Consider the following 20736-nt stretch of genomic DNA (forward strand, 5'->3'; position numbering starts at 1 on the left):
CCTCTTTATCTGGATATATCACTGAAAACAGCCCACACGGTTAAAGTTAAAATAAGCCCAACGCCAATGCTCTGAATCATTGTCGCAGCTTTTTCTCCCAGCGGTTTCCCGCGCAGGGCTTCTAAAATCAACAGCACAAAATGCCCGCCGTCCAGCGCAGGCAGCGGCAGCAAATTAATAATGCCAAGGTTAATGCTTAAAAGCGCCGTAAGGTTCAAAAGCGGCATCCAGCCGTTTTCTGCGGCTTCACCGGCAATTTTTGCTATGCCGATAGGGCCTGTTACGTCTGCCGGAGCAGCACCGGTAACAATTTTATACAAGCCGTCCAACATCATCAAAGTAATATATTCGGTATACTTAAAGCCCATTTTAAGCGATTCGAAAATGCTGAAATTTTTATGCTCAATCTGCGGCGAAATACCAACCAAAGGCTTGCCGTAATCTTTATCATATTCCGGTTTTAAGGTATAATCCCTGGTTACGCCGTTGCGTTCGGCGCTTAATACTACTTCTTTTTCGCCGTAGCTGTTTATTTCAAGCACCATGTCATTCCACGTTGCAACCTGCTTTCCGCCTACCGCAATAATACGGTCGCCGGGCTGCAAACCCGCTTCAACGGCTGCTTTGCCGGGCATTACCCCGCCAAGCACCGGCTTATCAACCGGCAAATCAAGCCCGTTAACGGCAAAAATACCGGTAAACAGCACCACGGGTAAAATAAAATTCATTAAAACGCCCGCCAGAATAACAAGCATTCTTGAAGGAATTGGTTTTGATTTAAACGCACCTTCATCGGCAGGTTCATCCGGTTCCATACCGGCAATTTTATTATAACCGCCTAACGGAATGATTCTTAAACTGTACAGCGTTTCTCCATATTTTTTCTGAATAATGTTCGGGCCAAAGCCTATTGCAAACTCATCAACCCGCATCCCCGTCATTTTAGCAGTAATAAAATGCCCAAATTCGTGTACCGTTACAAGTACGCCAAAAACAAACAGGGCAGCCAATATAGTTATCACAAAAATCCTCCTGTATTTTTTACAAGTTATTCAAAAAATCCTTTGCGGCACATCTTGCAGAAGCATCTGCGTTTTCAATATCTTCCAGCACCGGCTGCAAAATATTCTGATGTCTGCCGACAACATGTTCTATGGTTTTAACTATGTCCATGTATTTAATTTTTCCGTCTAAAAATGCATAAACGGCTTCTTCGTTGGCTGCGTTAAACGCACACGGCAGCGTTCCGCCCTGTCGTCCGCATTCAACGGCAATTTTAAGGGCAGGAAATGCTTCTGTATCAGGAGCAAGGAACGTAAGCGTTCCCGCTTTTACAAAATCAAGCTGCCCAAAAGTATTATCATAACGCTCAGGATATGAAAAAGCATACTGTATGGGCAGACGCATATCCGGCAGCCCCATTTGCGCAATAACGGAACCATCTGTAAATTCCACCATGGAATGAACTATGCTTTGCGGATGTACAACAACATCTATTTTATCATAAGGCATGTCAAACAGCCAGTACGCTTCTATAACTTCAAGGCCTTTATTGGCAAGTGTTGAGGAATCAACCGTTATTTTTCTTCCCATGCTCCAGTTAGGATGCTTTAAACATTGCTCCAGAGTAACATCTGCAAGTTCTGCTTTTGTTTTTCCCAAAAACGGCCCGCCGCTGGCAGTAATAATAAGGCGTTTTACCTCATTTTTTCTGCCGCCCTGCAGCGACTGGAAAATAGCGCTGTGCTCGCTGTCTACCGGAGTAAGCGAAACATTATGCTGTTTTACCGCTGCCATAACGATACTGCCGGCAGCAACAAGCGTTTCTTTATTGGCAAGCGCTATGTCCTTGCCATGCTTAATTGCCTCCAGCGTCGGCAAAAGCCCGGCATAGCCTACCATTGAAGCCAGCACTGTGTTAATTCCGTCATAGGTTACGGCTTCCAAAAGCCCTTCCCTGCCTGCCAGAATTTTAGTTTTGCCGGTATAGCGTTCTTTTAAGCGCTGCGCAGCTTTTTCATCAGTTAAAACGGCCATATCAGGAGCAAACTTTTCAATCTGTTCCTCCAGCAGTTTATCGTTTACATGCGCAGCCAAAACCTTTATCTGCAGTTTATCCGGGTTGGCAGCAGCAACTTCCAATGTTTGTTTGCCAATGGAACCTGTACTGCCAAGAACGGCTATCTTCTTCATTTTCATGCCTCCAAAAGCTTACATAAACAAGGTGTTAAGCATTACGCTGAACAGAAAAACATAATATCCGACCGGCATTGCAAACAGAAGGCTGTCGCAGCGGTCAAGCACGCCGCCATGCCCCGGAAAGATTTTGCCGGAATCTTTAACACCAAAAGAACGTTTCAAAACGGATTCCACCAAATCGCCAAGCGGCGCAACAATTGCTACGCCAAAGCCCAAAAGCACGGAAAGCATTAAAGAACCCTGGAATACGCCTGCGGTATTAAGATAATGCAAACTGCCCATAATAACAAGCACGCAGCCGATAAAACCGGCTATCGCACCTTCCACAGACTTATTGGGGCTTATGGACGGGCAAAGCTTGTGTTTGCCGAAGGCAGAACCTGCAAAATAGGCAAAAGTATCGCTTGCCCAGGTTCCAAGCATAATAACCCAGAACAATATTTCTCCGCGGTCAATAGGCAGACCCCACAGGCTCACCTGTAAATCCGCCGAAGTAAAATACATGGCGTCACGCAGCAAAATAAAATGTGCAAAGCCAAAGCCGATATACACTACTGCCATAACCGAAAGCGCAGTATTAAAAGCCCACTTGCCATCGTTATGATGGCGCGCCATGCCTTCAAGCAGCACCAAAATGCAGCCCAGCATTAAAAACGCCGGAAGCAGAATAAAAGAATAAATGCTTATCACGCGGAATACCGATGCCGTATAAATAAGGCAGATGGCAGTTATACCGGTAGAAAGCCAGTAAATGTCATGACCGTTTGCACGCGCCATATTCCTGAGCTCAAACAAGCCTACCGTTGCCAGCGCAAAAACCGCAGCATCAAATAAATATCCGCCCTGATGAATTAAAAATATAACTACCGGCAAAGCAACTACGCCGGTTATAATTCTTTTTAACATTGCCACACCGCCACTTATTTAGTAATTAAACCGCCATAACGGCGCTCACGCCCGCCATACGCCTTCACTGCCTCCAAAAACATTTCCGGCGTAAACGCAGGCCAGTATACTTCCGTAGTCCAAATTTCTGCATAGGCAATCTGCCACAGCATAAAATTGCTTATACGCAAATCGCCGCCCGGGCGGATTAACAAATCCGGTGCCGGCAGCCCTCTGGTATATAAATAATCTTCAAATTTCTGTGAATCTATATCTTCAACCCGCAGCACGCCGCCCTGCACATCGCTGACAATATTTTGAACAGCATGCAGAATTTCAGCCTGTCCGCCGTAGTTTATAGCCAAATTTAAAACAATGCCGGTATTATCCGCAGTAACTTTTTCGGCATATTCCATTTTTTTCTTTACTGTTTCCGGCAGTCCTTCACGGCTGCCCATAAAACGCACTTTAACGTTGTTTTTATGGAACTCCTCAATTTCACTGGTTAAATAACGGCTTAAAAGCTCCATAATAAAGTTAACTTCCGTTACGGGGCGTTTCCAGTTTTCTGTAGAAAACGCATAAGCGCTGATAATTTTAACGCCTATCTTATCGGCAGTTTTAACAATATTTTTTAAAGTTTCCGCCCCGGCCTGATGCCCGAAAGTGCGCGGCTTGCCCTGCGCTTTGGCCCAGCGTCCGTTGCCGTCCATAATGATGGCAATATGCTGCGGTACTTTTTCCAAATCTATTCCACTAACGTCAACATTCAAATCGTTATTGCCGGTTTTAAATTTAAATAATGTATTAAACACGATATCACCTTTCCGTTAAAGGCAATAAAACTGAGGCACCTCCCCTAAAAAGAGGAGGCCACTTCAGTTTTATGCAATAAATCAGGGTTGTTTAATTGCACCAACCGGGCAAACGCCTGCACAAGCGCCGCATTCAACGCATTCTTCGCCGATTTCGTATTTGCCGTCGACTTCTTTAATTGCGCCAACCGGGCAGGTTGCAGCGCAAGAGCCGCAGCCTACACATTCTTCTTTATTAATTTTGAGTGCCATTATGTACGCCTCCTTTCCTATACCTTCTCACCACGGTGATTTCTGCTTTATTGTTATCCAGCTTGCGCTGTCTAACCACATATTCGCAAGGGCAGCCCTCCTGCGGTCTGTCCTTAAATTTGGGCGGTTCTGTTACAACAATGCTGCACTCGTATCCAGCTTCGCGCAGAATTTTAACCGCCGCCTCAGCTTCAAAAGCAAGCACATTCGGAAATTCCATCAAATTTCCATAACTTCCTTTTCTTTATGTTCCATAACGGTATCAACTTCTTTAATAAATTTATCCGTCATTTTCTGAATGTCATCATTAGCTTTTTTAGCTTCGTCTTCCGTAATTTCCTTGGCTTTTTCAGCTTTCTTTACGGAGTCGTTTGCTTCACGGCGCAGGTTTCTGATGCTTACACGTGCGTCTTCTGCTTTTTTGTGTACGGTTTTAACCAGTTCCTTACGTCTTTCTTCCGTAAGCTGAGGAAGATTAAGACGAATAACGCTGCCGTCGCTGTTCGGGTTCAAGCCCAAATCGGATTTCATAATGGCGCGTTCAATATCTTTCAAGAGATTTTTCTCCCAGGGCTGAATAACAATCATGCGCGGTTCCGGTACGGTTACGCTGGCAACCTGGTTTACAGGTGTAGGGGTGCCGTAATATTCAACCATTACCTTATCAAGCAGCGAAACGCTGGCACGGCCGGCGCGCACCGAAGCAAGGTCAACGCGCAGCACTTCAATAGTTTTCTGCATTTTGGTCTGTGCCGTCGATAAAATTTCCTTTATTTCTGCCATTTTAATTTCCTCCCACCAAAGTACCAATCTTCTGGCCCAAAGCAGCTTTTAAAATGTTGCCGGGCTTATCAATGTTAAATACAACAATAGGTATCTTGTTATCCATGCACAGGCTGATTGCCGTAGAGTCCATAACGCTCAGCTTACGCTGGATTACTTCGATATAATCAAGTTCTTCAAACATTTTGGCGTCCGGGTTTTTAGCTGGGTCGCTGTCATATACACCGTCCACGCCTTTTTTAGCCATCAAAATTGCATCGGCTTCAATTTCCGCAGCACGCAGCGCAGCGGTTGTATCAGTGGAAAAATACGGATTGCCGGTGCCTGCCGCAAAAATAACAACCCTTGCTTTTTCCATATGGCGGATAGCCCTGCGCCTGATATAAGTTTCAGCAATCTGGCGCATTTCAATAGCGGTCTGCACACGTGTAGGCACGCCGCGGTTTTCCAGTGCATCCTGCAATGCCAGCGAGTTTATTACGGTTGCAAGCATCCCCATATAATCGGCAGTTGCCCTGTCCATACCTTTCGAGCTTCCGGACAGTCCGCGCCAAATATTGCCGCCGCCGTTTACAACCGCTACCTGCAAACCGCATTCGGTAACATCCTGAATTTGTTTTGCTATGGAATCAACAATTTCCGGGTCAATGCCAAAGCCCTTCTCACCTGCCAGGGCTTCGCCGCTTAATTTTAAAACTACTCGTTTAAACTTACTTTCTTCAGCCAAAACACACGCCCCCTATACTTCAAATTTACATACTTACACATCTTATTTTCTATTCTACAAATTGTCTGTTTTTCCTCTTTTTAACAGGCATAATTTATGATATCTTTGTAAAAAGGCAAAAAATAAAGAGAACACCAAAGTGTTCTCTTTATTAAACAAGTTTTATTTTACAAAAGACATAACTTCTGCTGCAAAATCTTCCTGTTTCTTTTCAATGCCTTCACCAAGCTGATAACGGGTGAAACGGCGGATAGCAATGTTTTCACCGATTTTAGCAATGGATTCGGTAATTAAATCGCTGATGGTTTTGTCCGGGTCTTTAACGAAGGGCTGTTCCAGCAGGCAAACTTCTTTGTAGTATTTTTCAATACGGCCGGTAACCATTTTTTCAATGATTTTTTCCGGTTTGCCTTCGTTGCGGGCCTGTTCGGAAAGAACCATTTTTTCGTGTTCAAGTTCTGCTGCCGGAACTTCTTCACGGCGCAGGTAGCTCGGGTTAGCAGCAGCAATGTGCATTGCAATATCTTTTACGAGGGATTTGAAAGCATCGGTTTTGGCAACGAAGTCGGTTTCGCAGTTAACTTCAACCAGAACGCCGATGCGTCCGCCGCCGTGAATGTAGGATTCTACCAAACCTTCGGCAGCAATGCGGCCTGCTTTTTTAGCAGCGGCAGCAAGGCCTTTTTCACGTAAAAAGTCAATTGCTTTATCCATATCGCCTTCGGTTGCGGCAAGGGCTTTTTTGCAGTCCATCATGCCGGCACCGGTGCGTTCGCGTAATTCTTTTACTAATGCAGCGGTAATTTCAGCCATTTATTATTCCTCCTGAAATCTTAAAAATTATTCTGCGTCTTCAGCAGCTGCGGTTTCTTCAACAACTTCTGCAGCTTCTTCGGTCTGCATGCCCTGACGGCCTTCCAGAACAGCGTCAGCCATTTTAGCGGTAAGAAGTTTTACAGCGCGGATAGCGTCGTCGTTTGCCGGAATTACATGGTCGATAACGTCCGGGTCGCAGTTGGTATCAACAGTTGCAACGATAGGAATGTTCAGTTTGCGAGCTTCCATAACTGCAATGTTTTCTTTGCGCGGGTCGATGATGAACAGAGCGCCCGGCAGTTTTTTCATATCTTTAATGCCGCCGAGATATTTGGTGAGTTTTTCCATTTCATGGCGCAGGCCGATAACTTCTTTTTTCGGCAGTACGTCAAAAGTGCCGTCCGCTTCCATTGCTTCCAGAGTGCGCAGGCGTTTAATACGGCCCTGAATGGTTTTGAAGTTGGTCATCATGCCGCCCAGCCAACGTTCGTTTACATAGAACATGTTGCAGCGGAGAGCTTCTTCACGGATAGCTTCCTGAGCCTGTTTTTTGGTGCCTACGAACAAAATGCTTTCGCCGCTTGCAGCAACGTCACGCATGAAGTTATAAGCTTCTTCTACTTTTTTAACGGTTTTCTGTAGGTCGATAATGTAGATACCGTTTCTTTCAGTGAAGATGTACGGAGCCATTTTAGGGTTCCAGCGGCGGGTCTGATGACCGAAATGTACGCCGGCTTCGAGTAATTGTTTCATAGAGATAATTGCCATTTTTCTTTCCTCCTGTTTTTTCCTCCGCCTGCATCAGCTCTGCCCTAACCTTGCGGACAGCGGGCAAATCCGCAGACGTGTGTATTTTTACACGCGTAATATTATATCACAAGCTGTTTAAAGCAGGCAAGCCTAAATTGTAAAATTTTTACAAAAAATTGCCTGCTGCCAAAGCAAGATACTCTTTTAGCGCCATTGCCGTCAAATCAAGCGCATAAGCCTGAGGCACAAAGCTGAACGGCGAAATTACAATTTTGCCTGAAGAAAGATAATCGCAGGGATATGCGGTTACTTCCATATCAGTGTCTTTAACGGCAGCAAAATTCTGCATGGCGCGCGGCATATGCAGGGCAGATGTTACAACAGCAATTCTTTTCCAGCCGTTTTCCTTAGAGGCAGCAATAATATTCTGCGCGTTCTGCCTGGTGTTAAGCGCTTTGGTATCGGTATAAACCATATTTTCCTTTACGCCCATACTTATAAGGACGCGTTTGGCAATTTCCGCTTCACCGCCGCTGTCTTTAAACACCTGCCCTCCGCTTACAATCAGCGGCACGCCAAGCATTCTCTGCAGGCGCATGCCGGTTGCCAGCCTGTTCATGCCTGCCGCCGCAAGTGCGCCTTCACCGTCAATATCTGGCACGCCGCTTACGGCACCGCCGCCCAATACGGCAATTACATCCGCTTTTACGGCGGATTGCTGCGTATACCTGCTTTCCAGACCATGCGTTAAAAGCTGCGCCGTTGGCATTGAAGAAGCAAAATACAAAAGCAAAGTAATAAGCGCCGCAGCAAATTTTCCGGCTGCTTTGCGCTTAAACAGATAAAAGGTTAATGCTGCAAGCAGCAGAACAATACAGCCCGGAGGCAGCAGCCATAATAAAATAAATTTTAAAATATACATCATTCACATTCATCCAGCATTGCTACATACAGCTGCCGGAAAAGTTCTTCCGTAAGATTAATTTTATTAAGAATCGTATAGCGCTCTTTGCGCACTTCCTTGGCAAACATCCACGCCTTTATAAACATGTCTTCGGTTATGCCAAGTTTTGCCGGGTTAACGCTGATATCATAGGCTTTCAAAAAGTCAAGCACCACATGATGGTCCCTGCCCTGCAATTTGCACGAAACAACACTGCCCATGCCTACCAGAATACCGTGCGGAATATTATGGTCAAAAAGTTCATCCATCGCATGGCTGAACAGATGCTCCGAACCGCTGCAGGGACGCGAATTTCCTGCAAGCTGCATGGAAAGCCCGCTCAGTACCAAAGACTGCGCCAGCATTTTAATGCCCGGAATTGATGTAAGCGATTTTTCTTCCGAATATAAAAGCGAGTTGAACGCCGTTTCCGAAAGCATATAGGCAAAATCGTTGGGGCGGTCATTGTTTTCGTCACAGCCGAGCTGCCAGTCATAAAGAGCAGTGTAGTTGCTGATAGTATCGCCCACGCCAGCTTTCAGCAAAAGGCGCGGCGCTTCAAAAATAATGTCCGTATCAATTAAAAGGCCGTCCGGAATTTTAGAAGTAAATGAGTGGCGGCGTCCGTTCTGCGCCAAAAGCACCGATACGGGCGAACATACGCCGTCATTACTGAGAGCAGTAGGAATGGCAATATAGGCAACATTGGCAACAAAGGCTGCATATTTTGCCGTATCAAGCGCCGTTCCGCCGCCGAGGCCTATAACAAGGCGTATATTATTCATGGCAACTTTTTTTGCCACTTCCACAGCAAAATCAAATGAACTTTCTTTAACCGTTACAATTTCATAGCCGCGCAGCTGATTTAAAAGTATTTTTACTTTCCTGTCAAGCGTTTGCAGCAGGCCTTCCGTTGTTAAAATTAAAGTTTTGGCAAATACCAGCTTTGGCATATATAAATTAAGGTTTTTATTAAGGTCGGTAACTGCATTTGCTTTAACCTGCATAAAAAGCGGCAATGAATAGTTACTCATAAATTCGTCCCTCCCTAAATACAACTAATTTTATTATACCATTTGTAAAAGCCTGAAAATATTTAATACATAAATTTTACACAGATTATACAAAAAGGGCAGCTATGTTTATAACTGCCCTTCTTTTCAGCGAACATCTTCTAAAAGCCGCAAATATTTATCTTTTACAAGATCCTGCTCAAAAATATTTTTCAGGTATTTAAGCTGTTTTTTGCTGGTTCGCGGCTGCTGTGCTGCCCAATACCCCAGCGTAAGCTGAATAAAAAGGCGGCTGCGCTGCCGGTATTTTTTGCTTTCTTTTGCTTCGCCATACGAAAACCAGCTCTGGTAAAGACTTAGTTCGTCCTCCATGGCCTGCCGCGCCGCCGCGGCAATAAAATCGCGCCAGGAGCGCAAAAGCAAACGTACTGTTTTAATGCGCAGTTTTCCGTCAGCTTCCTTTAATATTTGTTTCAGCAAAACCAGCGAAAAATTCTGCACCGGCGCATATACTTCAAACGCTTTGGCAACGCCGTCCCACGCTGCATACATCTGCATATGCAGCATAACGTACATTAAAATGCTGCGGGTTAAAGTAAAGCTGCGCTGTTTAAGCAAAAAGTAAAACAATCCGTTTAAAAGCTGGTTTACAACATCATGCCAGCCTCGCCTTGCTGCCTGCGCCGCAAGGCATGCCCACCCGCGCAGAAACGGAAACAGCAGTTCTTCCGTAACATTTTCGTTTCTGCACAAACGCAGGCTCAGCCAGTGCAGCATCGGCAAAATGTCTGTATAACGTCGGTCGGCCGCAATAAACATCAAGGCATTCAAAACACCGATAAAAGCATCTGTGTTTTCCTTAACGTAATTATTTTTAGCGTAACGCACCGCCAGTTTGCTTACGGCAGCGGCAAAAATACCTTTATTATGCGTGCGCGCCGCCATTACAGCGGCATAGCGCAGATTCTGCAAAAAAACATTTTCTGTTTGTGCATCCTCCGGAGCTATGTCCAGTGAACAAACAGATAATAAATTAAGTGCTTTCAGCGCGCTGCGGCAGTAATTATGCTTTAACGCCAGGCAGGCCAGCAGCCCGAGCGTTTCCATTTTAAACTGCAAATCTCCGGCTGAAGATTCCTGAAATTTTAAAGCTGCCGCATCAAAAGCATCTTCGTCACCTTTACGCAGCGCGGTAATGCAATCTGTTTTTAAATTTTCCAATTCATTATCGGCTGCCATTTCAAAACTCCTGTTTACATAATATTGCTGGTGCCTTCATACACAATGCCGCTCACCGTATCAACGGTAACGGTTGTGCCGTCTTTCAGCGACTGCATGGCTCCGCACGCACCAACTATGGCCGGAACGCCGCAGCCCACAGCTACAATTGCAGCAGTGGAAGTAAGGCCGCCTTCTTCGGCAATAATAGCGCCTGCCGCCGCCGCGTATTTGCCTGCTTCATCAGGCAGAACGTCAACCACAAGTATATCCCCGGCTTTAAGTTTGCCGGTAAAATCTTCCGGTTTTGTGCATTTGCATACCACACCTGTAATTGATTGCAGGCCAATGCCAACGCCGCTGACAAGTTTTCTGCTCATGGCAACAACTTTAATAAGGTTTGTCGTGCCGGGCTTGCCGACAGGAACACCGGCCGTAACAATAACATTATCGCCGTCTTTAACGAGGCCGCATTTTTTAACGCAGCTTAAAGAACTTTCTATCAATTCGTCGGTATTGTCAGACCACGGCCCCAATACCGGGCAAACGCCCCAGTAAAGCTGCATAGCCCGTACCGTCTGCGGATGGCGGGACACGCCTATTACACCTGCCGCCGGACGGTATTTGGCAAGCATGCGTGCCGTAAAGCCGGATTCCGTAATGCTTACAATGGCGTCACTGCCAAGTTCCTGCGCAATCTGCACGGTTGCATGGCTGATAGCTTCCGTTGAATGAATGCGCTCGCCAATGCCTTTGTTTTTAAAAATCTGGGCATAATCAAGCGCAGTTTCGGTCTGCTCGGCAATTTTTGCCATGGTGCGTACCGCTTCCAGCGGATATTTGCCGGACGCTGTTTCGCCGCTGAGCATAATATCGTCAGTGCCGTCAAAAATTGCATTGGCAATATCGCTTGCTTCCGCACGGGTTGCACGGTAGCTGGTAATCATGCTTTCAAGCATCTGTGTTGCGGTAATTACCGGCTTGCCTGCCTTGTTGCAGCTGCGGATGATATTTTTCTGTACCAAAGGCACAACTTCGGCTGGTATTTCCACACCAAGGTCACCGCGGGCAACCATAACGCCGTCGGAAACGGCAATAATTTCTTCAATATTTTTTACACCGGCATGATTTTCAATTTTGGATATAATGCCCATGGAAGAACCGACTTCTTCCAGCACGCGGCGTATGGCAAGCACATCATCTGCTTTTTGCACAAACGAAGCCGCAACATAGTCCATGCCGAGTTTTGCGGCAAAAGTAATGTCGCTGATATCCTGTTCGGATAAAAACGGCAGTTTCAGTTCCACACCCGGGCAGGCTACGCGTTTGCGCGAGCTGATTTCGCCGCCATGCACAACTTTGGTATAAATTTTGCCGCCCTGTACATCAACATCAGTTACTTCAAGCGCCAAAAGCCCGTCCGAAAGAAGAATTGCGTTGCCGGGCTGCAATTCTTCCGGCAAACCGGCGTAATTTACATAGGAAATTTCCTGCGTGCCTTCAATTTCTTCTGTTGTAAGCGTAAAACTGTCGCCCTCTTTTAAAATAACCCTGCCTTCTTTAAAAATACCAAGGCGCATCTCAGGCCCCTTGGTATCGGCAATTAAAGCTATTGGTTTTTCAACTTCGGCGGCAGCTTTGCGCACTAATTCCACGCGGCGCGCATGGTCTTCATGGCAGCCATGCGAAAAATTAAAACGTGCCAGGTCCATGCCGGAACGCATCATTTCTGCCAGTAAAGCAGCATCGTCCGTGCTTGGGCCCATAGTGCAGATAATTTTGGTTTTTTTCATAATATTCCTCCGGCTTACGCGCGAAAACGGTTCTCGCAAAGCACCTCATAAGCATCTTCTGCTTCGGAGTAAGGGACGCTGATTTCATAAGCGCCCCCCTGTCCACCTTTTTTAGCTCCGGCTACATTCATCTGTATCAGAAAGCCATTGTTTGTAAGCAGTTCTTTAATCTCCTGCGCGTTCTCCTTGGTCTGCGCAATATAAACTACTTTCCACACAAATATTAAACCTCCGTTAAGCCTCTTTAAATGCTTTAATTTTGGCAATAAGTTTAGGCAGAATTTCCTTGGCGTCGCCGACAATGCCATACTGCGCTACTTTAAAGATAGGCGCATTGGCGTCTTTATTAACGGCAATAATAACATCGGAAGAACTCATGCCTGCAAGATGCTGGATAGCACCGGAAATACCAAAAGCAAAATATACCTTCGGCGTTACGGTTTTACCGGACTGGCCAACCTGATGGGCATGGTCAATCCAGCCTTCATCAACAACTGCGCGGGAACCGCCTACGCTGCCGTTTTCAAACAACGCTGCAAGTTCTTCCAGCATTTTAAAGTTGTCGCAGCAGCCAAGTCCGCGGCCGCCGGAGCATACAACTTCAGCATCTTCAATTTTAATGCTGCCTGCTTCGGTAATTTCTTCTTTGCGTACAAGGCTTACCTTAGATTCAACTTTATTTTTTACTTCATAGCTGATAACTTCACCGGTTCTGGAAGCATCCGCTTCTTTGGCTTTAAATACTTTGGATCGTACTGTACCCATCTGCGGGCGGTGTTCGTCGCAGACAATGGTTGCCAGAATATTGCCGCCCAGTGCCGGACGGGTCCATTCTACAAGGTCACCGGCAATATCAAGGCCTGTGCAGTCGGCGCAGAGGCCTGTTTTTAAGCGTGCTGCAATGCGCGGTGCAAGGTCACGGCCGTCAACAGTAGCGCCAAACATTACTGCGCTTGGTTTATATGCTTCTGCCAGTTCGCAGAAAGCATTTGTATAAAGGTCGGTATTATATTCAGCATATTCGGCGCCGGTTACGGTATAAACAACATCCGCACCTGCGGCAATAAGTTTTTGGGGAATATCGCCTGCTTCGGCAGCAACAAGCACTGCACAGCAGCGCTGTCCGCATTTGGCAGCCAGTTCGGAAACTTCGCCCAAAAGTTCATAAGTTACGCCAACAGGCTCGCCTTTTTCAAGTTCAACCATAACCCAAAGGTCTTTGCCTTCGCTGTTAGCTACTTCTTTTTTCTCAGCTTTTTCCATGCTGATTGCGCCAACCGGGCATTCGCCCACGCATGCGCCGCAGGAAATGCAGGTATCCTGGTTAACGGATGCTTTGCCGTCCTCCATGCTGAGCGCGCCTGCCGGACAGGTTGCAACACAGGATTCGCAGCCAATGCATTGTTCTTTATCTATTTTAATTGCCATGTCATTTCACCTCAACGAGTAATAATATTTGCCTGTACAAGTTTTTCAATCAGCATATCAACTGCTTTATCGGTATCTTCTTCATTAATGATTTCACTGTTAACCTCGGGAACAGGAGGAGTGAAAACTTTTTTAACTTTGGTAGGAGAACCGGAAAGGCCAATCATTGTGGTATCAATGCCGAGTTCTGCTGCTGTTTTAACGGGAATAACAGCTTTTCTTGCTTTCATTTTGCCTTTAATGCTGGCAAAACGCGGCTCTTTTTCCGCTCTGGTAACGGTTACAAGGGCAGGCATTTCCACAGCAAGGGTCTGGCTGCTGCTTTCATTTTCACGGTCAACCAGAACTTTATTGCCGTCAACGCTTACTTTTAATGCGCCTGTTGCCTGCGGAAAACCAAGATGTTCAGCCATTTCCGGGCCAACCTGCGCGGTATCGCCGTCAACAGCCTGTTTGCCGCACAAAACAAGGTCTACATCGCCAAGGCTTTTTACAACACCTGCAAGCGCAAAGCTGGTTGCCAGGGTATCGCTGCCTGCCAGTGCGCGGTCACTAACCAGCACTGCTTCATCGGCACCCATGGAAATTGCTTCTTTTAAAATTTCTTCAGCCTGCGGGGGCCCCATTGATACTACCGTAACTTTAGCACCGTTGGCATCTTTTAAAATAAGGGCAGTTTCAAGTGCCTGACGGTCAAACGGATTCATGATATTCTGCACTCCGTCCCTGATAAGGGTGTTGGTTTCCGGATTGAGCTTTACTTCGGAAGTATCCGGAACCTGTTTAAGACATACTACAATATTCATAAGCGACCTCCCAGAATCTTTATAAACATAATTATATACATACCTATTTTACAGTTTTTAACGCCTGCTTGCAAGCATAAACATTATTTTAGTTAAACTCCTGCCTGTTTCTTTGTTATTGCAGGCAGTCCGGGCCGAGCAAAATTTTAATTTCTTTGAAAAATCCGTCATTAGTGGCGTCAATCCAAAAACAGCGGTCGGTTTTAATTGTTTTACCGGACGAAAGCAAATGCAGGTAAAGCGGCGTGTTTCCGTGATAAGCTGCAAAAATGCGGCGCATTTCCTGCTGCACTTTGCCGGTTTCCTTATCGCGCGTAATTTTTAAATGGATTTCAGGCCCGGTTTCGTTAAGCTGGCGTACACCGGAAGCCTGCAAAGACACGCTGCGCTCGTCCACCTTTAAACGACCTTCAACCGAAACAACATTTTCCTGATACAGCAGCGAGGAAAACTCGTGATACTGGCGGGTAAACACAACCACTTCTATCCTGCCGCTGAAATCTTCCAGCGTTAAAACAGCCATTGTATCGCCATTTTTAGTGGTACGCAGGCGCACACCGCTTATTAACCCGGCAATGGAATAATATTTTCCGTCCATTTCTTCACTGGCTTCGGTTAATTTATATATCTGCGTGTAGTTTTCAAGCGCGGCCGAATAACTGTCCAGAGGGTGGCCGGTAACATAAAAACCAACTATTTTCTTTTCGTTTTCCAGCAATAATTTTTTGGGCATTTCGTCAAGCTGCGGCAGTTTAATATCCTGCACTTCTTCAAAAAGGTCATCACCAAAAAGCCCTATCTGCCCGCTGGCAGAATCTTTCTGGTAAGAAGCGCCCAAATCGGCAGCCTGCTCATAAACGGCAAGCAGCTGTGAACGTTTGGCGCCAAAGGAATCCATAGCGCCGCAGTTGATTAAGTTTTCTATAACACGCTTGTTTATCAGCCTTGAAGGCACACGTTTGCAGAAATCCAAAACAGAGGTAAAGCGTCCGCCGTTTGCGCGTGCTTTTATAATACCGTCAATTACCTGCTCGCCCACGCTTTTAATGCCTGCCATGCCAAAGCGGATTGCATTGCCTTTAACCGGCGAAAACTCCCTGCCGCTTTCATTTACGTCCGGCGGCAATATTTTAATGCCCATGCGTTTGGTAACGCCGAGATACCAACTTAATTTATCGTTGTCGCTCATAATGCTGCACAAAAACGCAGCCATAAACTGAGTCGGCCAGTGCTGTTTTAAATACGCTGTTTGATAGGCTACAAGTGCGTAAGCTGCCGAATGCGATTTGTTGAATCCGTAACCTGCAAAGTGCTGCAAAAGCGCAAAAATCTGCGTGCTTGTTTCTTCGTCAATGCCGTGGTTCTGCTTAGCGCCGTCAATAAACTTCTGCTTCATGGAATCCAGCTCTTTGGCTTTCTTTTTGCCCATGGCGCGGCGCAGAATATCGGCCTGGCCAAGCGTAAAACCTGCCAGTACGGAAGTTATCTGCATTACCTGTTCCTGATACAGAATAACGCCGAAAGTATCTTTTAAAACCGGCTCCAAAAGCGGATGCAGAATGTCTGCTGTGCGCGTGCCGTGCTTACCGGCTATAAAGTCTTCCACCATGCCTGTGCCCAAAGGCCCCGGGCGGTATAATGCCACCAACGGTATTAAATCGCTGAATTGTTCTGGTGCCAAATCCATTACGAGTTTGGTCATGCCTTCAGATTCAAGCTGGAACACGCCCTGCGTATCGCCGCGCCGCAGCATGGCGCAGGTTGCATCGTCATCAAGCGGTATTTTTTCTATATCAATTTTTTCTCCGGTAGTTTCGTAAATATAGCGGAGCGTATCACCTATAACGGTTAAAGTCCTGAGCCCCAGCAAATCCATTTTTAAAAGACCTAAATTTTCAACCTTGTCTTTATCATACTGGGTAATAACAAGGCCTTCGTTTGAAAGCTGCAAAGGTACGCAGTCAATCAAATCTCGCGGTGTAATTACAACGCCCGCAGCATGCGTACCGCTGTTGCGCGGCATTCCTTCAACCTTTTTGGCAATGTCAATCAGGCGTTTTACTTTTTCATCGCTGTCGTATAGCGCTTTAAAATCGTTGCTTGTTTCCAGCGCCTTTTCCAGCGTAATGCCAAGTTCACGCGGAATCATTTTGGCAACGTTATCAACAAGGCTGTAAGGCAAATCAAGCGCACGCCCTACATCGCGCACGGCGGCACGCGCCTGTAATGTACCGAAGGTAATAATCTGCGCCACGCGTTCTTTGCCGTAGCGCTTAATAATATATTCCAGCACGCGCCCGCGGTTAACATAACAAAAATCCGTGTCAATATCCGGCATGCTTACGCGTTCAGGGTTTAAAAAACGTTCAAAAAGCAAATCGTATTTCAAAGGGTCGATATTGGTAATGCCCAAAAGATAAGCAACTATGCTGCCCGCCGCACTGCCGCGCCCCGGCCCGACAGGTATTTCGTTTTTGCGGCTGTAATTAATAAAATCCCATACAATTAAAAAATAGCAGCTGTAACCCATGCGGTCAATAATATCAAGTTCGTAGTCCAAACGCTGCATAACCTTTTCGTCGGCTTTCGCATACCGCTGCGGTAAGCCTTGCAGGCACAAATCGCGCAGGTATTCCGTAGCATTGGCATATTTTTCCGGTATCGGAAATTCCGGCAGCAAAAGATGCCCAAACTCCAGCTCCACATGGCAGCGCTCAGCAATTTTAACCGTATTTTCCAGTGCTTCCGGGCAATCGGCAAAACGTTCTGCCATTTCCTCGTAACTTTTTAAGTAATACTCGTCGTTGGCAAACTTCATGCGTTTGGGGTCATCCACCGTGCTTGCGGTTTGAATGCACAATAAAACGTCCTGCGCTTCGGCGTCAGCTTTTTCAACATAATGCAGGTCGTTCGTGGCAACAAGCCCCACACCGAATTTGGCAGCCATGCGTTTTAATTCACGGTTTACAACACGTTCTTCATCAAGCCCGTGGTCCTGAATTTCAAAAAAGTAATTTTCTTTGCCGAAGATTTCAATATATTCCTGCGCGGCACGTTCCGCACCGTCAATATCACGCTGCAGTATTTTTACCGGCACTTCACCGGCAATGCAGGCGCTCAGACAGATAAGCCCCTCGCTGTATTTGCGCAGAATGTCTTTATCAATGCGCGGTTTATAATAAAAGCCTTCCAGATGCGATAAGGAAACCAATTTCATTAAATTATGATAGCCGGTATTATTTTCGGCAAGCAGAATTAAATGGTAAATGCCTCCGCGCTGGCTGCGGTCAAACCGCGACTGCGTAACATATACTTCGCAGCCGATAATGGGCTTGATATTCATTTTCTGCGCCTGCTGGTAAAAATCAACTGCGCCGTACATTACGCCGTGGTCGGTAATGGCAATACTGTCCATGCCAAGTTTTTTTGCACGCGCCAAAAGCAAATCTATTTTGGAGGCGCCGTCAAGCAGGCTGTACTGCGTATGCACATGCAGATGGGTAAATTTTTCAGTCATTAAAAATCTCCTTATTATTTCTTGCTATGCAAAAGATTATATGCAATAGACGGAACTAAAAACAAAAGATTGAAAAACAAGCTTACAAATAAAGTATACGGTGATGTTGGAAAAATAAAATGCCATGCACAGCCGGAAGCAATACCGCCGAACATTGAAAGCAGGCCCGCTTTTTTGCCAACCATGCCTTTAAAGAATATAACGGCAGTCATCGGCAGGAAAACGCCTGCGCCGCGCAAAGCCATTGAAAGATAATTCCATTGCAGAACGGAAGAATCGAGATGCGAATGAATAAAAACAAGTGCGGCGAGCGTAACTGCAAGAACCGTAAGTTTATTAATCCACAGCAGCTTTTTGCTGTCGTGAACTTTTAAAACCGCGCCGAAAATATCGCGGCTGAACAGCGTGCCTACACCAAGCGACAAACCGGCAATAGAACCGACGCAGGACAGCACCAATGCTGCTAAACCTGCTCCGCCAAGCCATTCCGGCAGATAATTGCATAAAAAGAACGGCAAGGTATCAATACTGTTCAGCTCCGGATGATGCAGTTTTATAAACATGCCGATAATAACGGAAGGCAGCCCCACCGGAATTGCTATGCATGCGGCAAGCAGGCACCCCAAAGCCGCTACCCTGCTGTTTTTCGCAGAAAATAAAGACTGCACATAGCTTTGGGTAGAAACAACACCGACAATCATGGAAAACAAATTAAACAACGCATGGTCGGCGCCAATGCCAAACATACTGAACCACGGCAGTTCCGGAAAAGCCTCGTGCATACCGCTTAAGCCGCCCATATCCGTAAAAGCCAGATAACCACCGACAAAAATAGTAGCGAAAATCAGGCCAACTTTAAATAATCCGGCCATGCCGCTGCTGTTAATGCCGCCGAAAAACACAAACCCCATTACCAAAAGCACTACAACGGCAGCCGAAGGCAGATAGCCCAAATGCAGAATACCGCCAATTAAATGCACCGAACTTAACGAGCTGGAAACAATACTGAAAAAAATGCCGAGCGAAGCGGCAATGCTTGCAATAGGCCCGGCCTGCGGGCCAAAATTAATAACAAGGTATTCCGAAATTGTTGTTAAACCGCTTTTGCGCAGAGGACGCGCATAAAAAGCAGCCATAATTAAAAAGCCCATGCCGCTTCCTAACGTAAACCACCACGCGGCAAAGCCAAAAGTAAAACCACCCTGTGCGGTACCGATAGTGGCCGCGCCGCCTATAATAGTTGCGGCAATAGACCCGGCAACCATTATTACACCGGCACTGCGCCCACCTACATCAAAATCATCTGCCGATTTTACCTTGCGCGAAGAATAAATACCGCAGCCAAGCACTACCGCCAAAGTAGCTATCAGGCTTAATATATGTACAAAACCAAGTTCCATCCTATCACCTTATCTCTTAAAACGGCTTTGTAAAAAAGAAAATACTATTTTAAATATTTCGCTGTCAGATTTTAATTTCCTGCCAAAAATAAAAACGCAGGCAACGCTCTTTTTCTTTGCCCAAAACCTGCATTTGCTGTATAATAAGCAGGTAAAATTTAATATTTCAGGAGAATTTATGACAGAACGCAATAAAACTATTGATAAACTGCGCGGCATCTGTATGCTCGGCGTACTCGGCATTCATACCGGCTCACTGGTTTTAATGTCGGTATCGCCCAACCAACATTTATATATGCTGTTTGAAATACTTTCGCGTTACAGCGTGCCCGCATTCTTTTTTGTATCAGGCTACGGCCTGTTTTGCCACTATAAACCCGGAACGGAAATTAATTACCGGCAGTTTATAAAAAAGCGCTTTCAAAGCAGCGGCATACCGTATTTAAGCTGGTCGCTTTTTTATATGGTATATTTTACAACAGTTGTGCCCGGCTGCATTCCCTGGTTTTCTCCATTAGGACTGCTGCACATACTGTTTTGGGGGCTGGCATGTTACCATTTATACTTTATGATTATATTATTATGGTTCTATGCTTTCTTCCCGCTCTTTCAAAAACTGCTGGGCGTAATGCAGAAATACAGTTTAAAAGCAGGCTTTGCCGCACTGTTCTTCTTCCAGCTGCTGTTTAATTATTGGACAATGCACCCCGGAATTACCTCGCAGCAGCTTCCAATAATATTACAAGACTTTTTTACTTACAGGCTTAACTACTTACCGCTGCATTACCTGTTCATTTTTATGCTTGGCGGTTTGGCCGCAGTTAAAGAAAAAGAATTTTTTAAAACACTTACCGGTAATTTTAAAAGCGTAAGTGCTTTATATGTACTTTCAATAATTTATATCTGCGGCAGCTACTACTATTACTATTATCAGTACGGTTACGATTTAATCAGCCTGACCAATACATTTCAGCAGTTAAGCCCGCAAGGCTTTATTTACACAATAGCTTCCATTTTATTCTTCTGCGGCTTCTTTGCACGGAAGAAAACAGAAAATTACTTAACCCGTGCCGTAGATTTTATATCCGATAATTCCATGCTTGTTTACTTTGCCCATCCCTTCTGGTTAAGCATGATTGAAAGGATAAGCCACCATTTTGGAATTGTAATGACAACCAAACGTGCAGCGGCATCTTACATTATTTTACTTGCGGTATCACTTGTTACCAGCATTGTATTAAAGAAAATATCTGCTAAAATACCCATGCTTAACCTGTTATTAACAGGACGAAAAAAGTAAAAGTAAATATGTTTTTATAAAGAAAATACCTGTGCCAAATGGTACAGGTATTTTTAATGTATTGTATAAGAACAAATAAGGCATACCTAAA

General features: G+C 45.6%; 20 protein-coding genes. 1 reads left to right on the forward strand and 19 read right to left on the reverse strand.

Going from position 1 to position 20736, the window contains the following annotated elements; translation table 11 throughout:
- Positions 1–5 precede the first annotated feature (5 nt).
- From rseP to M3079_RS02745, 19 genes are all read right to left on the reverse strand, one after another.
- Positions 6–1022 (reverse strand): RIP metalloprotease RseP, encoded by a 1017-nt coding sequence (gene rseP, locus M3079_RS02655; protein WP_249077078.1) that lies wholly within the window; start codon positions 1020–1022, stop codon positions 6–8.
- Positions 1023–1041: 19 nt separating this feature from the next.
- Positions 1042–2193 (reverse strand): 1-deoxy-D-xylulose-5-phosphate reductoisomerase, encoded by a 1152-nt coding sequence (locus M3079_RS02660; RefSeq protein WP_249077080.1) that lies wholly within the window; start codon positions 2191–2193, stop codon positions 1042–1044.
- Positions 2194–2211: 18 nt separating this feature from the next.
- Positions 2212–3105 (reverse strand): CDP-archaeol synthase, encoded by an 894-nt coding sequence (locus tag M3079_RS02665; protein ID WP_249077081.1) that lies wholly within the window; start codon positions 3103–3105, stop codon positions 2212–2214.
- A 14-nt stretch (positions 3106–3119) separates the two neighbouring features.
- Entirely contained in the window at positions 3120–3899 is a 780-nt protein-coding gene (locus M3079_RS02670) for an isoprenyl transferase (RefSeq protein ID WP_021716580.1), read from the reverse strand.
- Between the two features lie 81 nt (positions 3900–3980).
- Positions 3981–4151: a 4Fe-4S binding protein gene (locus M3079_RS02675; protein WP_021716579.1), complete on the reverse strand. Its 171-nt coding sequence runs from the start codon at positions 4149–4151 to the stop codon at positions 3981–3983.
- Entirely contained in the window at positions 4135–4371 is a 237-nt protein-coding gene (locus M3079_RS02680) for a hypothetical protein (protein WP_249077083.1), read from the reverse strand. The genes M3079_RS02675 and M3079_RS02680 overlap by 17 nt, the downstream gene beginning before the upstream one ends.
- Entirely contained in the window at positions 4371–4934 is a 564-nt protein-coding gene (gene frr / locus M3079_RS02685; protein WP_021716577.1) for a ribosome recycling factor, read from the reverse strand. Before frr ends, M3079_RS02680 begins: the two co-directional genes overlap by 1 nt.
- A gap of 1 nt (position 4935) precedes the next feature.
- A complete protein-coding gene (gene pyrH, locus M3079_RS02690) occupies positions 4936–5661 on the reverse strand; it encodes a UMP kinase (RefSeq protein WP_021716576.1) in 726 nt (241 codons plus the stop codon).
- Positions 5662–5823: 162 nt separating this feature from the next.
- Positions 5824–6474, reverse strand: a complete 651-nt coding sequence (gene tsf / locus M3079_RS02695) for a translation elongation factor Ts (protein WP_021716575.1) — start codon at positions 6472–6474, stop codon at positions 5824–5826.
- 27 nt (positions 6475–6501) lie between these two features.
- Positions 6502–7245, reverse strand: a complete 744-nt coding sequence (gene rpsB / locus M3079_RS02700) for a 30S ribosomal protein S2 (protein ID WP_249077085.1) — start codon at positions 7243–7245, stop codon at positions 6502–6504.
- A 148-nt stretch (positions 7246–7393) separates the two neighbouring features.
- On the reverse strand, positions 7394–8152 hold the full coding sequence (locus tag M3079_RS02705; protein WP_249077086.1) for a YdcF family protein: 759 nt from the start codon (positions 8150–8152) through the stop codon (positions 7394–7396).
- Complete coding sequence (locus tag M3079_RS02710; RefSeq protein WP_021716572.1) at positions 8149–9204, reverse strand: iron-containing alcohol dehydrogenase family protein; 1056 nt, start codon at positions 9202–9204, stop codon at positions 8149–8151. The genes M3079_RS02705 and M3079_RS02710 overlap by 4 nt, the downstream gene beginning before the upstream one ends.
- A gap of 126 nt (positions 9205–9330) precedes the next feature.
- Complete coding sequence (locus tag M3079_RS02715; RefSeq protein WP_249077088.1) at positions 9331–10422, reverse strand: hypothetical protein; 1092 nt, start codon at positions 10420–10422, stop codon at positions 9331–9333.
- Between the two features lie 14 nt (positions 10423–10436).
- Positions 10437–12194: a pyruvate kinase gene (pyk, locus tag M3079_RS02720; RefSeq protein WP_249077090.1), complete on the reverse strand. Its 1758-nt coding sequence runs from the start codon at positions 12192–12194 to the stop codon at positions 10437–10439.
- Positions 12195–12208: 14 nt separating this feature from the next.
- Positions 12209–12412: a hypothetical protein gene (locus M3079_RS02725; protein WP_021716569.1), complete on the reverse strand. Its 204-nt coding sequence runs from the start codon at positions 12410–12412 to the stop codon at positions 12209–12211.
- A 16-nt stretch (positions 12413–12428) separates the two neighbouring features.
- Entirely contained in the window at positions 12429–13622 is a 1194-nt protein-coding gene (locus tag M3079_RS02730; RefSeq protein ID WP_249077092.1) for an electron transfer flavoprotein subunit alpha, read from the reverse strand.
- A gap of 11 nt (positions 13623–13633) precedes the next feature.
- A complete protein-coding gene (locus tag M3079_RS02735; protein WP_249077093.1) occupies positions 13634–14428 on the reverse strand; it encodes an electron transfer flavoprotein subunit beta/FixA family protein in 795 nt (264 codons plus the stop codon).
- A gap of 115 nt (positions 14429–14543) precedes the next feature.
- Positions 14544–17945, reverse strand: coding sequence for a DNA polymerase III subunit alpha (locus tag M3079_RS02740; RefSeq protein WP_249077095.1), 3402 nt, complete (start codon positions 17943–17945; stop codon positions 14544–14546).
- Positions 17946–17959: 14 nt separating this feature from the next.
- Entirely contained in the window at positions 17960–19345 is a 1386-nt protein-coding gene (locus M3079_RS02745) for a sodium:solute symporter family protein (protein WP_249077097.1), read from the reverse strand.
- A 178-nt stretch (positions 19346–19523) separates the two neighbouring features.
- Between M3079_RS02745 and M3079_RS02750 the strand changes: the two genes are divergently transcribed.
- The gene (locus tag M3079_RS02750; protein WP_249077098.1) at positions 19524–20645 is read left to right on the forward strand and encodes an acyltransferase; all 1122 of its coding nucleotides are present in this window, start codon (positions 19524–19526) and stop codon (positions 20643–20645) included.
- The last annotated feature ends 91 nt before the right edge of the window (positions 20646–20736 follow it).

This window comes from Phascolarctobacterium sp. ET69, from assembly GCF_023336935.1.
GTDB lineage: Bacteria > Bacillota > Negativicutes > Acidaminococcales > Acidaminococcaceae > Fusicatenibacter_A > Fusicatenibacter_A intestinipullorum.